This is a genomic window from Priestia sp. JSM ZJ58, assembly GCF_044383985.1.
GTDB classification, from domain to species: domain Bacteria; phylum Bacillota; class Bacilli; order Bacillales; family Bacillaceae_H; genus Priestia; species Priestia zanthoxyli.
In genome coordinates this window covers 40,565-55,327 of the sequence record NZ_JBISEM010000004.1, presented here as the reverse complement: position 1 = coordinate 55,327, position 14,763 = coordinate 40,565, and the positions used below count along the sequence as shown (strand labels likewise).

At 32.7% G+C, this 14,763-nt stretch carries 14 protein-coding genes; 10 read left to right on the top strand and 4 right to left on the bottom strand.

Features of this window, described 5'->3' with window-relative positions:
- The first annotated feature begins 674 nt into the window (after positions 1-674).
- The 3 genes from ltrA (at position 675) to ACH6EI_RS24280 (ending at position 4,081) form a co-directional block, all read left to right on the top strand.
- Positions 675-2,504, top strand: a complete 1,830-nt coding sequence (gene ltrA / locus ACH6EI_RS24290; protein WP_397378326.1) for a group II intron reverse transcriptase/maturase — start codon at positions 675-677, stop codon at positions 2,502-2,504.
- Between the two features lie 71 nt (positions 2,505-2,575).
- Positions 2,576-3,673 carry a group II intron maturase-specific domain-containing protein gene (locus tag ACH6EI_RS24285; protein ID WP_397378249.1) on the top strand — a complete coding sequence of 366 codons (1,098 nt, stop codon included), beginning with the start codon at positions 2,576-2,578 and terminating at the stop codon, positions 3,671-3,673.
- Between the two features lie 165 nt (positions 3,674-3,838).
- Positions 3,839-4,081: a hypothetical protein gene (locus tag ACH6EI_RS24280; protein ID WP_221818467.1), complete on the top strand. Its 243-nt coding sequence runs from the start codon at positions 3,839-3,841 to the stop codon at positions 4,079-4,081.
- Positions 4,082-4,231: 150 nt separating this feature from the next.
- On the opposite strand, the gene ACH6EI_RS24275 is transcribed toward ACH6EI_RS24280, so the two are convergent.
- Complete coding sequence (locus ACH6EI_RS24275) at positions 4,232-5,155, bottom strand: DMT family transporter (protein ID WP_397378247.1); 924 nt, start codon at positions 5,153-5,155, stop codon at positions 4,232-4,234.
- An 81-nt stretch (positions 5,156-5,236) separates the two neighbouring features.
- On the bottom strand, positions 5,237-6,238 hold the full coding sequence (gene gntD, locus ACH6EI_RS24270) for a guanitoxin biosynthesis L-enduracididine beta-hydroxylase GntD (protein WP_397378245.1): 1,002 nt from the start codon (positions 6,236-6,238) through the stop codon (positions 5,237-5,239).
- Positions 6,239-7,096: 858 nt separating this feature from the next.
- On the opposite strand from gntD, the gene ACH6EI_RS24265 reads away from it, so the two are divergent.
- Genes ACH6EI_RS24265 through ftsW form a run of 3 tightly spaced genes read left to right on the top strand, consistent with a single transcriptional unit; the run spans position 7,097 to position 9,032 of the window.
- Positions 7,097-7,486 carry a hypothetical protein gene (locus ACH6EI_RS24265; RefSeq protein WP_048022063.1) on the top strand — a complete coding sequence of 130 codons (390 nt, stop codon included), beginning with the start codon at positions 7,097-7,099 and terminating at the stop codon, positions 7,484-7,486.
- A 57-nt stretch (positions 7,487-7,543) separates the two neighbouring features.
- Complete coding sequence (locus ACH6EI_RS24260; RefSeq protein ID WP_048022065.1) at positions 7,544-7,798, top strand: hypothetical protein; 255 nt, start codon at positions 7,544-7,546, stop codon at positions 7,796-7,798.
- A 43-nt stretch (positions 7,799-7,841) separates the two neighbouring features.
- Positions 7,842-9,032, top strand: a complete 1,191-nt coding sequence (ftsW, locus tag ACH6EI_RS24255; protein WP_048022067.1) for a putative lipid II flippase FtsW — start codon at positions 7,842-7,844, stop codon at positions 9,030-9,032.
- 126 nt (positions 9,033-9,158) lie between these two features.
- Here ftsW and ACH6EI_RS24250 read toward each other — a convergent pair whose 3' ends face one another.
- Both ACH6EI_RS24250 and ACH6EI_RS24245 read right to left on the bottom strand, forming a co-directional pair.
- Complete coding sequence (locus ACH6EI_RS24250) at positions 9,159-9,560, bottom strand: hypothetical protein (protein WP_048022069.1); 402 nt, start codon at positions 9,558-9,560, stop codon at positions 9,159-9,161.
- Positions 9,561-9,650: 90 nt separating this feature from the next.
- Positions 9,651-9,833: a hypothetical protein gene (locus ACH6EI_RS24245; RefSeq protein WP_048022071.1), complete on the bottom strand. Its 183-nt coding sequence runs from the start codon at positions 9,831-9,833 to the stop codon at positions 9,651-9,653.
- A gap of 374 nt (positions 9,834-10,207) precedes the next feature.
- Between ACH6EI_RS24245 and ACH6EI_RS24240 the strand changes: the two genes are divergently transcribed.
- The 4 genes from ACH6EI_RS24240 to ACH6EI_RS24225 all read left to right on the top strand — a co-directional run bounded on the left by ACH6EI_RS24240 (position 10,208) and on the right by ACH6EI_RS24225 (position 14,050).
- Positions 10,208-10,762: a helix-turn-helix transcriptional regulator gene (locus ACH6EI_RS24240; RefSeq protein ID WP_053074095.1), complete on the top strand. Its 555-nt coding sequence runs from the start codon at positions 10,208-10,210 to the stop codon at positions 10,760-10,762.
- Positions 10,763-11,103: 341 nt separating this feature from the next.
- The gene (locus ACH6EI_RS24235; protein ID WP_108674914.1) at positions 11,104-11,631 is read left to right on the top strand and encodes an RNA polymerase sigma factor; all 528 of its coding nucleotides are present in this window, start codon (positions 11,104-11,106) and stop codon (positions 11,629-11,631) included.
- Positions 11,615-12,700: a DUF4030 domain-containing protein gene (locus tag ACH6EI_RS24230; protein ID WP_108674913.1), complete on the top strand. Its 1,086-nt coding sequence runs from the start codon at positions 11,615-11,617 to the stop codon at positions 12,698-12,700. The genes ACH6EI_RS24235 and ACH6EI_RS24230 overlap by 17 nt, the downstream gene beginning before the upstream one ends.
- 180 nt (positions 12,701-12,880) lie before the next feature.
- Positions 12,881-14,050 (top strand): FtsW/RodA/SpoVE family cell cycle protein, encoded by a 1,170-nt coding sequence (locus tag ACH6EI_RS24225; RefSeq protein ID WP_397378241.1) that lies wholly within the window; start codon positions 12,881-12,883, stop codon positions 14,048-14,050.
- The last annotated feature ends 713 nt before the right edge of the window (positions 14,051-14,763 follow it).

Sequence of the window (14,763 nt, the reverse complement as noted above, 5' to 3'; positions counted from 1 at the left end):
TAGAAATATTGATTGGGATGATTTAGTAATAAACTGCAATTCTGATAGAGGGAATGAAAGCCGTCATGTTGAGCTGAAACCTCTACACTGATACTCCCATGTGCAGGAAGAAAGGCTAATTTCGGACTGTTTAGTAGCTGGGTAAAGTCGATGAAATCTAATGGAATTCAACATTAGGTCAGAGTAATCGGGTGGTGATAGTACATGGTGAGAATGTTCTTTTAGAACCGACGAACTTCCGAATGTACAGGTCCTTAACCTAGGGATTTCCTGAGATGGATTTCTTGCCTCACACTGAGGTAGTTGGTGGAGTGAAGTAAAAATCGAAGCTATGAAACACTCTGTGTTTAACAATGAAAACAATGTGCCAACGGGCTTATAGGAAGCACCTAACTACTATCTATACTAGGAACTGTGGAACGTCAGAAACTAGAAACTGAGGTCTTCTTCGGAAGAAAAACGATTAGCCTCGAACAGGTGTATTGAAAACCTTACGGTATAAGATACTTTATTCTAGTGAAAGTGGTGCCATAGTACCGATGAAACTGCTAATCACAGTTGAGGGAGGGGCACTAGTCAATCTTATTTTATTAGTAACTCATACAATAGTTGAACTTCTATCTTCGAGTATGACAGGGAAAGCATCTCCTAGGAGGTGTCCCAATAGAAGGCTTATGAACAAATACAGGTATTCAGATTACTACGATATGACGCCCATATTTGATGAACTCTATCAGAAATCGAGTGAAAACAAGAAATTCAAAAAACTGATGGATGTAATCCAATTGGATAACAACATTAAGCTCGCTTTCAGAATGATAAAATCAAATACTGGTTCAAAAACAGCTGGAACTGATGGACTAACCATCCAAAATATTAAAGAAAATAATATTGATGAATACGTCGAGCAAGTACGTAATAAGCTTAACAACTTCAGTCCAGATGAAGTCAGAAGGGTTCATATCCCTAAGGAAAATAGCAAAGAAAAAAGACCGTTAGGTATTCCCACGATGATAGACAGACTGATTCAACAATCGATTAAACAAGTTCTAGAGCCTATATGTGAAGCGAAATTCCATCCACATAGTTATGGGTTCAGACCTAACAGAAGTACAAATCATGCTCTGGTAAGAATGAGTTCATTGGTTAATGTAGGTCATTTTTATCATGTTGTGGACATCGATATTAAGGGGTTCTTTGATAACGTAAGCCATAACAAATTGATTAAACAAATGTACTCGCTAGGTATCCATGATAGAAAACTTCTATCGGTTATTAAATCAATGTTGAAAGCCCCAATCGCGGGAGAAGGTATTCCAACCAAGGGAACACCGCAAGGTGGAATCCTTAGTCCCCTTCTCTCTAACATAGTTCTTAACGAACTAGATTGGTGGATTAGCTCACAGTGGGAAACGTTCAAAACCAAATCTAACTATTCAAATGACTCAAACAGATATAGAGCTATCAACAAAACAAAATTGAAAAAGATTTTCATCATTAGATATGCAGACGACTTTAAGATTATGTGCAAAACTCATAAACAGGCTCAGAACATATATCATGCAGTCAAAGATTGGTTGAAACAAAGACTTAGTTTAGATATAAGCCCTGACAAATCCAAAGTCATTAACTTAAAAAGAAATCCTTCGGATTTTCTCGGATTTGAAATTAGAGCAGTTAAAAAGAGTGGAAAATATGTTGCGTACTCTCATGTTAAGTCGAAAGCTAAGGTTAGAATCAGGAAACAATTAACGGAACAAGTTAAGAAAATCCAGAAGAAACCTTCGCCTGAAAACATTAAGCGATTAAACGCAATCATATTAGGACTCCATGTTTACTATAAGTCCGCAACTCACGTCTGGAAAGACTTTGGAGAAATTGCTTACCCTGTATATAGGATGATGTTCAACCGTCTGAAAAAGTTATCTAAATATGAAAAGGTTAAGAAAAAGAACAATATTTTTGAAAAATTCTATGGAAAATGCGATGCAAAAACATGGACGATTAGTGGAATTTCCATATTCCCTATTCACTATGTGCATTCGCAGAACATCATGTGCTTTTCGCAAGACACATGTGATTATACAAACAAAGGTAGACAGAAATCTACCAAGGCACTGAAAAATCAAACCGATATTAAAGTCATAGAACTTGCGAAAAACTACGTCAAAGAACGAAGCATACAATACAACGATAATCGTATAGCTCGTGCGTCGATGTGCAGTTTTAAATGTGAACTAACTGGAATGGAACTTGAAGTTAAAGATGTGCACGCACATCACAAAATACCTATTAAATTAGGTGGAACGGATGAATACGATAATTTAATAATTGTTCATAAAGATATCCATAGACTTATTCATGCAACATCTGAAACAGTAATAAACAAGCACATTAACCTTATTCATAACAAGCAAAAGTTTAAAAAGCTGAATACTTTAAGGGCATATTGTAAACTAGAAGCCATTTCAATGGCTTCAGAGGATAATAATAAAATAGCTTGATGGAACGCCGTATGCAGGGAAACTTGCACGTACGGTGTGAGGTGGGGGAAAAGTAAGTATCGTCACAGGTAATGCTGTCGAGAACACTTACCTATCACGCATACCATCTTAATCATAAGTGGATAACGAAACAGACGTCTATGTTTCCAGGAAACACTCTCATTAAAAGGTGGCTTGAAATGGGATACGTAGAACATGACATGCTTCATACGACAACAGAAGGAACCCCTCAAGGTGGTTTGGTGTCTCCCCTTCTAGCTAATATCGCCTTATGCGGTATGGAAGAAGAAATTGGTATTGTCTATAAAAAGACATACAAACCAAATGGAGGGTACGTAATCGACCCAAAATGTAAGATAGGACGCGTTCTCTATGCAGATGACTTTGTCATCGTAACAGAAACAAAGGAACAGGCTGAAAGCATGTATGGGAAACTCACTCCGTACTTACAAAAGCGAGGAATTAATCTTAGCCAAGAGAAAACGAGAGTTACACACATTGAGGACGGGTTTGATTTTCTAGGCTTTTCGCTGCGTCAATACAAGACAGGACAAGGAAAGAAGTTATTTATCAAACCTAGTAAAGACAGTATTCAAAAAGCTAAAAACAAGATAAAAGATACGTTCACAATGATGAGAGGACGACCAGTAAAAGAAATTATACGTGTCTTAAACCCTATTATTAGAGGTTACGGGCAGTATTGGAAACATGTCGTATCCAAACAGACGTTTAGCTATATGGACAATTATATTTTCTCTAAATTAGTCAAACACCTTAAACATTTACACAAAAAAAAGTCGTGGAAATGGATTACAAAGCGTTATTTTAGGAAACCCTACCACGGTGGAAATAATAGATGGATTCTTACATGTCCACTTACTAACATTCAATTGTTAAAAATGTCCTGGATTAAGATAGAACGACATGTCATGGTAGCCTATAAAAATAGCCCAGATAATCCTAGTCTAAAAGAATATTGGGAAAAGCGAGACCGTAAGGTCTTTAATAGTGAAAATACATTCGATAGGATGAAACTCGCAAGAAAACAAGGATATCGTTGTGCAATGTGTAAGCAGACTCTACAAAATGGAGAGAAAGTTACAGTGAGAAACCTAGAGGTTTCTACAGGTAAATTGGCTAAATTAGTACATGTACCATGTATTAAATAAGTTGTTCGGATAAAAAGAAGGCTTGAGCCGTATGACGGGAAATCTGTCACGTACGGTTCTTAGGGGGGCGGGCGCTCGTGAGAGTGCCTGCCTACCCGACGTAACTAAGTTTTTTACCTAAACTATTACTTTAATGTTATTTTTAGTGATAGAGGTGAATGAGATATGAATTTTAAAAAGAGCCAATCTTATATTGATTTGACGGTAAGAAATTGGGATAACACAGAGTTTGGCAGTACTTTAAGGGAAATGTGTGAAGCAGCTAGAGAATATGAAAATGATCAAGTAGAAATTCATCAAGTAGTAAATTTAGGGAAGCGTAAGGGAGAATGGAATTACCTAATTATCTTAAATATCAGTCAAGATTTAGATAATTTGGGGGCACCTGTAGAAAGTAATTATAGGTAAATAAATCCACTTTGCCTAAATAGGAAAAAGGGAGATTGGTTCCTGTAAGGAACATTATGTTGACTAACTTTGTATAGAGTATACAGATTAACAACAAAAACAGTCTATCAGAGACAGACTGTTTTTTGGTCTTAAAAGTATAATCCTTGTTTATTTTGAGCTGTTTAAAATTTCTTCATTTACTTTAATATTAGAAGCTGATTTATATTTAAGAAATATACTAACACCGATTATAGCTAATAATCCCCCTATTATCTGTGTTAATGTCGTTGCTTCTCCTAATAGAAAATAAGCCAAAATTATTGCGCCAATGGGTTCTCCTAGGATACTCATTGAAATAGTGGTTGCATCTACGTACTTCAATAACCAGTTAAATAATGCATGTCCAAAAATGTTAGGGATTAAGGCAAGTAATATAAATATCCACCAATCATTAGGAGCATAATTAGTCAGTGATACATGGTTGACTACGTTATAGATAAATAATACAAGACCGCCAATTAAAAATACAAAGAAGCTATATATTGAAGGAGGAATTTTTCTACATAGGTCTTGTCCAGCAATCATGTGAATCGCTACTGCTAATGTCCCTAATATGGACAGCAAATCACCATACAAGGCCCCTGAAGAAAGGCTTATATCACCAGATGCAATGATTATTGAACCTGATATAGCAATAAGTATGCTTAGAACTCCTATAAAATTGGTTTTTTCTTTGAAAATGAAAGATGCTCCGATCATTACAAAGACAGGCTCCAAAGTTGTCAAAATCATTGAACTTGCAACGGTTGTGTATTTGAAAGAATCCATCCAAAATAGAAAATGCAGACCTAAAAATAAACCAGATACTATTAAAAGAAACCAATCTTTCCTATTTATATCTTTAAGAACTAGATTAAGCTGGTTCCAAGGTAAAAAAGGAAGTAATATTATTACTGTAAATAATAATCTGTACATCCCTAATATTGATGCGGGAGCTATAGACCATTTAATAAATATAGATGAGAAAGAAATAGAAATAACACCTATTAATAGTATTAAATTTGGAGGAACTGGCAAGTTAGTTTTTTTCATTCTAAAATTTTCTCCTTTTAAGAAATTAATATAAATATAAAAACAAGGTAATATATGATGTTATTACCTTGTTTTTAGGTTTTATTTTATAATTCTGTCATTACCTGATTTTCTTAAACCTCTTGATTTTCTTAAATCCCTAGCAATTCTAACTCTTTTAAGCCATCTATCATCGCCATTATATTTAGCATAAAATGGTTTTCTCCCATGAATTCCTCTGAAATTATCGACAAAAAGTGCATCTCCTGGCTCTAAAATAACATCATCAATTACTTTATCAAATTCTTCAATTAAATTATCTAGTGCTGATTTTTCCTCATAGGTTTCTTCTGATCTGTCCATAAAATAAGGATCTATACGTAAATAAGGAGAGTTTTTATCACCATACAAAAGTGAAGTTTTAGTTGGTTTTGGAGTATTAAAACTTTCAGCTGACAGATTGTTTTCCTGTTGATGAGCATTATCTGGTTTAATAACAAAACGTTCCTCAAATAAAATTTCCTTATCCTTACCACTGATGTCTACCGAACTAATAGAAGCAAAAGTAGTAGCAGCATTTTCAAAGTTTTTCAAGCAGAATAAACCTAAATAATCCGGAGCGTGCTGTTGAAATGAATCTTCGGTATGCCAAAATATTAATTCCTCACTTGCAGAATTTAATTGCTTGTTTTCATCACCTTTAATTGGCAAAACATCTTGAATTAATTTTCCTTCTTGTTCTGTGGACCACCCAAAAACGTCACCTAGTATAGAACTATATAAAACGAATAGAATTTCTTGTTTTAATGTACCTTTAGATTTTGCACTTTCTCTCCAATGTGGTGGAGTTGATCCAATTTCATTATTATCTACGGGGTACCCCTTTATTACACAGGCAGCCTTCTCCTCGGTTAGTCTAAAGTCATTTAGAAACAACTTTATTCTCTCTGGTAATAAATGTGCATATATACAAGAATTCTGTATAAATTCTTCATTATCCGAACTGTTGTATTTACATATCAGCTCGTTAAGCAGCACATTCAAATCCTTTATTTCATCACGTTCAATTTCCAATATAGCTGGTTTTTCTACAGTTTTTAACAAAAAATCACTCTTTCTCTAGTTGTATATTTATTTATGTAAAAGTAAAAACATTAATAACTTAACATAATATAGAAACTTTGAAAACACATTATGGAAATGAAATAATATAATGAATTTTACAAAAAAACTAAATTCATTTGTTTATCCGTTATTAATGTATATAGCCTTAATTTTGGTAAAGAGAGATAAAAGTGTATTTTATTATATTTCAGGGGACGAGAGGAATTTGAATATAGGCTTAGGAGTTATATTGATATTCTCTGCAATTATCTTTATTTTATGGGGGATATTCTCATGTAAGAGAAAGAATTGAATTGAAAGTAGTGCATTTATGGTGATAGGAACAACTACATTATTTACGAGCACTTTATTGTTAAGTGGAATATATGTATGATCCACATGCTAACTATATTAAATAGAAATCAAATAGAAAGAAGTTAAAAAGGCTTCTTTCTATTTGATTTCCGATAATACGTTTTATGTTAACTAGAAAGACACATACAAACATATACTTTAACACCGTTATATATAGGGATGGTAACTGTGGGAGTGTCTTTTTATAATGGCCAAATATGTGTTGAAGGTATAATCTGCGGATTGTTTATAGAAATAGGAATTACTTTTATAGCTTTGTTCATTGCATATGTAGTTTACGAAGCAATTTATAAAGGATAAGCAATGCATGCAAAATGGTGCATTGCTTATTTTTGTGCATCCAAAACAAGATATTTTTCAAAGAAAAAAACAGAATTAAATATATTTCAAAATATAAATTTAAATATTTTCTAATTTATGTAATAATTGTATGTGTTTATTTCCTAAATGACATTAGTAATTAACTCTGAAAGGAACGAAATAATGGATAAAGCAAAAAAGATTTTGGTATTATTTTTAGCTATTCTTATATCAACCATTATCGTACTCTCCGTTATCTTTATTAACTGGGAGCATATCTTTGGTGACAACCGACCTATAGCAAATGCTAAAGCGATGTACCAATTAGAATTTAAAGATAAAGATATAGCTGAAACGACAGATGTTGATAATAACATTATGTATCTAGTACCTAAAGGACATTTAGATACATACATCGAAATGATGAAAAAGAAAGGGTACACCTTAACAGAAAAAGACGATAAACATCACACACTTTTAATAAAAAAAGGAAATACTTTCACAGAGATCTCTTATAAGAGTTTTACTTCTAGATATACCTTAATAAGTAGTCCATTTTTAAAGGAAGTTTAACTATTTGCTAGCACAAAAGTAAAAAAACGTAATTCCATAGAATAATAGGAGTGTTATATGAAGTACGTAGATGTTATTACAGAAAGTAAAATAAGAGGTATCTCTTTAGCTCTTCTTCTTATTTTTATGAGCTTAGGGTGGTATTTAAATAGTTCTGTGTGGTACGAAGCAGCTATATTAGTTGTCTCCATTGCTTTTATACTACATGCCGTAAACTATTATTTAACTACCAGAAATAAAGCAACAGGGATCACGGCAATAGCAGCAAGTTCAGGATTTGGTTTATATAATTTATTAAGTATCTTTTTTTAAAAGTATTGTGATTTTCTATATTTGCAAGAAATGAGGAAGTTTTATGTTAAAGAAAATTATAAGGTGTTATGATTACAAGTTCATCGCGGCTTTAGTCGTTCTATGCCTTATTGGTTTGGTAATGGTCTACAGTGCAAGCATGGTAACTGCTATTAGTCGATATGGAGTAGCAGGAGATTACTTTTATCAAAAGCAAAAACTTGCTCTTATAGCAGGATTTTTCTTTTTTTGTGTGACAGCTTTTATTCCTTATAAAATATATCAAGAAAAAAAAATATTAAAAATCTTGTTAGTAGCTGTCATTGCACTTTTGGCTTTGGTACTTGTTTTTGGACATACAGCCGGAAATGCAACAAGTTGGCTCGTACTTGGTCCAATTAGGATACAACCATTAGAGTTAACCAAACTCACAATTATCGTATATTTAGCAGCTGTCTTTACGAATAAGCAAGAGTATATCAATGATTTAAAGCGTTCTATTATTCCACCTATTGTCATTGTACTTTTTATTTGTTTCTTGATTGCGATGCAGCCTGACTATGGTGGTATTCTCCTCATCTTGGGTATTGTCGCAGCGATTGTCTTATGTTCAGGTATCTCAAGAAAATCAATGATAAAGATTGCCTTATTAGGAGTAATAGGCGTTATTGTTATGCTATTTGTTTTATTAGTAACAGGTCATATCGATACGGTATTCTCCCCTGTTCGTTTAGCCCGTTTTACAGGGTTTTTACATCCTTTTAGAGATCAACAGGGAGATGGGTATCAACTTGTTAATTCTTACTTATCTATAGGAACTGGTGGGCTGCAAGGTCAAGGATTGGGACAAGGTATTCAAAAAGCTGGTTATCTTCCTGAATCACATACGGATTTTATTATGGCTGTAATTGCTGAGGAGTTAGGTTTTTGGGGAGTACTTCTTGTCTTAGGGTTACTATTTTTTATTATTTTACAAGGACTAAAAATAGCAAGAAGGTGTAACGATCCATTTGGAGCATTATTAGCTATAGGTATTTCAGTTATGATTGGTATTCAAGCATTTGTTAACCTTGGAGCAGTAACAGGTATTCTTCCTATCACAGGTGTAACATTACCTTTTGTAAGCTTTGGTGGTTCTTCCCTCACATTATTAATGCTAGCAATGGGAGTGCTAACAAATATCTCGATGTTTACTAATTACGAGAAAAAATACAAGAATCAAGTACCTAAACAAAACAAGTTAAAAAGTATTTAAAGTTATGAAAAGTGGCAACTTGGTATGAGAAGTTGCCACTTTTTATTTCGCATAATCCGTAACCCTGTTTGTGATACACGTAGCTTTTAAAAAAATCCATACTTTCTGCTTTTATATTCCATAATTTTAATACTCTTGTTTCAAATCTTTGTATATCTTTAAAGCTTGTTCATATGTATCGTTGTTTGAAGCAATTTGATAGTTTTTTGCGCTATCATCTGTATGACAAATCCCTTTATCATCTATCATTAAAGTTCCTGAAATTTTATCATGATAGACAAATGTTATTGATATTGTCTTATCAAGATTCAGTTGTTGGTTGGTTTGTCCTATATATTCGATTTGATTATATGAATTAACAAGCGACTGAACCCTTTCTCGCTCAACTTTATCATATCCCTCATATAAACTTTGCCCTAAACCAATATCAACATAATCTGCTTTTATTGCCTTTACAGAGTTATTACTGCGTCCATTTATAATAAGGACTATTATTACAATGCTAAGAATAAATAATAATCTTTTCACAATTTTAATCCCTTCAAAGTATTAATTTTTAAACTTTTATAAACACGTCACTACCTTTTTTACTTAGACATATATATTTAAACTAACGTTTTATTTAAGAACTGAAGTAAAAAAAGCAGTTAAAATCAATAACACAAAAAATGTTATAAAAAAGTATCCTATTATACGTATTCCTTTAGGAACTCCTGATGTATTGATTTTCGTCGGATTTCCTGAAACCTTATTTAAATGATCTTCAACATCATTTATGCTGTTTTTATTCTCTTTATCCATTAATTTAAAATACCTCCTAGAATATTCTTGTATTATTAATGGTAACATTTATCTTTTAATCTAAATTACTAAAGTGGAAAACTAATTCAAACTTCCTAGAGCGCACATTATGGTAACTAGCTATTTATAATCGTTTTTCCTCAAAAGACACCATATATCGGTTCTTTCTAGTGGTATAATAAGGAAATGAATATGATTTAAAAAAGTTGTTTTCTACAACAACTTTTTTAAATCATATTTTTATTTCAGCGAATGTTTTTTGCTAAATAGTGATCTTTTTCTCAATGTAAACTAAGCGTTGTCACATGTATACCAAGGGTTTATAGCTTTATATTGATTAAAATCATAAACTGAATGTGAAGGAGGCAGTTAAGATGAAACTTGCTGAACAAATCAGAAAGATACGTAAAAACGAAAATCTTTCACAAGAGCAGTTAGGTCAAAAAATGAATGTTACCAGACAAGCAATTTATAAATGGGAAAGTGGAAAAGGATACCCGGACATTCAAAATCTAATCCTGCTCAGTGAACTATTCGAAATTAGTCTTGATGAGTTAATAAAAGGTGATCATTCTTTGCAAGGTAAAATTAAAGTAAAGGGAGGAACAGGTATGTTCTCTAATCGTAGTCTTTTGTCTGCATTAAACTATTTTAGTTTGTTTTTTGCTCCAATTGTTTTTCCACTTATTACACTAATATTTGGCTATAAAGAAATGAAGCAGCATGGAAAAAGAGCATTTATATCTCATTTAATACCAACTGCGACCCTTATCGTGATAGGAATCAGTTATTACATATCTGCAAAATTAGCTGGAACACAGACACCTAATTCTATATTAGTTAGTGGTGGTAGTATTTTAATCATTCTCATTATGTTTGGTGTTATTGTATGGAACGTAAAAGAAGGAGTTAAGCAACTAAAAGCTTAAATAAAAGGCGAAAAAGCCATCTTTGGGAAAGATGGCTTTTTCTACTGATAAATATTAGGTTGTAAGTGGAGTCCTGAAAGACTTCTCAAGTAGTTTACTCAAAGGTTGCACCAGTTATGCAATCTTTACATAGCAATTTCGCACAATCCTATTGCATAAATGAAAGTTTTAAAAAATGTATCTATATTTTCATTTTACAAAACAGGTACGGAAAAGTATGAAGATCTTTATTAAAAACTCTCAAATAAGAGAGTTTTTTTATTTTTTGTATAAAAAACACAACTTTTTTTGAAAAACTCTCGTCTAAGTAACGAATATTGGTTAAAAGGATGGTCAGGATATTGGAAAATATAAAAAAAGACGAAATCGAGCGTTGGTATGACGACCATAGCGACGCCATATTAAAATTTATTTTAATGCTGGTGAAAGATTATCAGCAAGCTGAAGATTTAACGCATGAAACATTTGTAAAAGCTTACCTTTCTTATGATTCCTTTCAGAAAAATTCTAGCGAAAAGACGTGGCTGTTCCGTATTGCACATAATGTTACCATGGATTATTTTAGGAAACAAAAACCCTTAAGTCTTTTGAAAGATTTTGTTCTTTCTAAAACAGACAATAATCCTCTACCTCAAGAGATGATTGAGTTGAAAGAAACCTCTCTAGAACTGTATCAAGCGTTAGAAAAGCTTAAAGAAGCCCACAGAAAGGTCATTGTACTACGAAAAGTGCAGGGGTTTTCTGTTAAAGATACAGCTACTATCCTAGGATGGTCTGAAAGCAAAGTAAAATCTACACAGTTCAGAGCAATTCCTGCTTTGAGAAAGCAGTTAGTAAAGGACGGATATGTATATGAAGAAACGGTTTAATTCTTTTATGGATGATAGTTCACTGGAAAAATTGAATGAAGAATTGGTCTGGAAATCAAACCGAAAACAAAAACATAAACAGCGACTTTTAGAAGCCATTGACCAATTGGAACAATCAGAATCAGTAAAATTTGAAAAAGATGTATTCTTCAAGAAACAAAATCGCTCTCTAAGAAATATTGCTTACTGTGGCATTGCACTTGTCATTTTGAGTGGGGCATTCATTAGTTCAGCATTTGTTTCTCCAGCAATGGCCCAAGTGGCTGCCAAAATCCCTTACTTAGGAGAGCTGTTTAAACAAGAGCCTGTATCTGATGTATTGTATAAAGAGCTTGAGAAAAAAGGATATAAAATTGATTCTTTAGGTCAAACTTATTACGGCGGAAAAAAACAGATTGAGATATCTGTAACGGGAACAGAAAAATACTTTAAGAGCGTAAAAGGTGATATTCGTAAGATTGTAAGAAATAGGTTAGAAGCACGTCATTATGACGGTTATAAAGTCAAGATTACAAGATATGACCCTTCTGAATATGAGTATAAACCTGATCCTCGTCAAGAAAAATACGATAAAATTGATCATGAGATTAATACAGAATTGAAAGAACATAATTACCATGTGTTATCTTCCACTATTGGAGGGTTTGATCAAGATGTGAAAGTGGAACTTGAGGTACCTGATACTGAGAACCATATTGAAGAGATTAAACAAATAGTTAACAATGTGCTCGTTAAAAACAAAGAAGAAAAAATGTCAATCAAAGTATATAAAATAAACCTCAAGAAACGTGATCAAGAAGGGAAATGGGGAGATATTATTAATGAAGTTGGTGAGGATTTAGTAGGGAAAGAGAAATATCATGTGGAAACGATCGGCTATTCTGTTCATGCTGAACCACAACTACTCATCTACACCTCATTAAGTCATTCTGAAAAGGATAAGCAGTTTGCCAATGAACTTGAGGAAGTTATTGATGAATTCCTTCAAACAAAAGACATGAAGGCCAAAATAAAAGGTGATCCTTATAAAATCATTATTTACGATAACAGAGAGAAAAAACTAAATTAAATAGACAGGTTAATACCCTCAGGAATAGACTCGCTATTTCTTTGGGTATTTCTCATTAAGTTGAATCAAACGAATTACGATATATATAAGTGAATTTCCCTCGAAAATTGAAAACTATTTTAAGCTTGAAGCGTCTAATTATTGATCTCAACAAATCTATATAGAAATGGTGTTTTACAAATGGAACGTAAGAAATCAGAAAGCTTTAATTATGGGCTTGCTTTCACCCTTTTGTTATTTTTTATTATTAGTTGTGTCGCTATTTTTAATGCCCAGCAAACAGGCCAGTACACAACAAACTTCGTCGTTAAACAAGTGGAATGGTACATTGTAGGCGGAGTCATTATCTTCATGATGATGAGGCCTGATGAAGACCAATTGAATCGGATCACGTGGTTTTTCTACGGTTTCACTATTTTTATTCTTATTTTGCTAATTATTTCGCCCACAAGTATTGCTCCTCTCAAAAACAATGCGAAAAGTTGGTTTGTGCTTCCTGGAATTGGTTCCATACAGCCTTCCGAGTTCATGAAAATCTCATTAATATTAGCGTTTAGTAAAGTAATTCAACAACACAATGAAAAATTTAGAGTTAGAGATGTCAGGAGTGATTTGCTGCTGATTGGAAAATTGGGTGCAACTCTTTCTATCCCGATACTTTTGATTATGCAACAACCCGATTTGGGAACAGCACTCGTAATGATTTTTTTATTTTTTATGATGTTATTTATTTCAGGTGTCACCTGGAAGCTCATTCTTCCTATTTTTACTTCTATGGGAGTAGTCGCTTCTATCATTTTATATATGGTACTGAATCATGCGACAATCCTAGAAAAATATCTTCATTTACACCCCTACCAGTTTGATCGTATTTATGCGTGGTTTGATCCAGAATCATATGCTGGAAGTCTTTCCTACAACTACTTGCAGGTTGTAAAGGCAATTGGTTCGGGTTCTATATCAGGGCGAGATACCTCCCATTATGCTGTGTATGTTCCGGAAAAGCATTCAGATTTCATTTTTAGTGCAATTGGAGAGAACTATGGATTCGTGGGAACAAGTTTGGTTCTCCTTTTGTTTATGGTATTAATTTATCAAATTATAACGGTCGCATTTCATACAAAAGATAAATATTCTACGTACATTTGTACAGGAATTATATCCGTTATTTTCTTCCATGTTCTTGAGAATGTAGGAATGTGTATAGGTCTTCTTCCTATTACAGGCATCCCTTTACCTTTTATAAGCTATGGGGGCAGTTCTCTTATGAGCAGCATGTGTTTGATGGGGCTCGTTTTAAATATTAGTTTTAAATCAAATGTGTATATTTTCGATCAAAGTGAGAGGTAACTAGAAATGAATCAAGAAGTGAAAAGTAATGAAGCAAATATGACGTCTCAAAAACGCCTGCATATATTAAAATATATTTTATTTGTCTCTTTTGGACTCTTGTACATTGGCTTTGTTATGTGGTGTTTGTAGCCAATTAACCTGATCCAAATATTTTAAGCAAATAAGTTAAAAAAGTAAGTTCGATTTATAATCTCATCATTAAGTGAACAAAAAAGAATCCTTTGCAAATATGCAAAGGATTTTCAAATTTATTGGAATAGGGGGAATACGTTATTAGTCTGGCCAGATTTGTAGATTCATATACATATACCTTTTAAAAAAATGTTGTCATTCACTATATTTATGGAAAATAACCTTGTCTACGTTTTATTATTCGTTAAGTAAATATTAAATTATTTAATTTATTATTAAGGTTTTACTATTTACAGTTAGTGACGACAAATACATAGTTTTTCTACAAGATGTGTAATAACTAACACTACTTTCAATAAAATACGTTAGATATTACTTTTATTAATAATATTAATTTTAAATATATTTTTTTATATGGTAACGTTAATTTATAATCTAAAAGAAATAAGGTTTCATAATTTATCTACGTTGATAAAAATAGAACGACATATTTTTATATTTGAAGAAAAAGAATTTTTAACTATAAGGTAATTAATACCTCCTTTGAATCCAAGTTAGATACTGTATTGCTGGTTTTA

Excerpts from the sequence above, each read along its gene's own strand:
- ACH6EI_RS24260 (WP_048022065.1), top strand. The coding sequence starts at position 7,544 with ATGAAGTACGTAGATGTTATTACAGAAAGTAAAATAAGAGGTATCTCT.
- ACH6EI_RS24230 (WP_108674913.1), top strand. The coding sequence starts at position 11,615 with ATGAAGAAACGGTTTAATTCTTTTATGGATGATAGTTCACTGGAAAAA.
- ACH6EI_RS24275 (WP_397378247.1), bottom strand. The coding sequence starts at position 5,155 with ATGAAAAAAACTAACTTGCCAGTTCCTCCAAATTTAATACTATTAATA.
- ltrA (WP_397378326.1), top strand. The coding sequence starts at position 675 with ATGAACAAATACAGGTATTCAGATTACTACGATATGACGCCCATATTT.
- ACH6EI_RS24280 (WP_221818467.1), top strand. The coding sequence starts at position 3,839 with ATGAATTTTAAAAAGAGCCAATCTTATATTGATTTGACGGTAAGAAAT.
- ACH6EI_RS24285 (WP_397378249.1), top strand. The coding sequence starts at position 2,576 with ATGCTGTCGAGAACACTTACCTATCACGCATACCATCTTAATCATAAG.
- ACH6EI_RS24225 (WP_397378241.1), top strand. The coding sequence starts at position 12,881 with ATGGAACGTAAGAAATCAGAAAGCTTTAATTATGGGCTTGCTTTCACC.
- ACH6EI_RS24265 (WP_048022063.1), top strand. The coding sequence starts at position 7,097 with ATGGATAAAGCAAAAAAGATTTTGGTATTATTTTTAGCTATTCTTATA.
- ftsW (WP_048022067.1), top strand. The coding sequence starts at position 7,842 with ATGTTAAAGAAAATTATAAGGTGTTATGATTACAAGTTCATCGCGGCT.
- ACH6EI_RS24240 (WP_053074095.1), top strand. The coding sequence starts at position 10,208 with ATGAAACTTGCTGAACAAATCAGAAAGATACGTAAAAACGAAAATCTT.
- ACH6EI_RS24245 (WP_048022071.1), bottom strand. The coding sequence starts at position 9,833 with ATGGATAAAGAGAATAAAAACAGCATAAATGATGTTGAAGATCATTTA.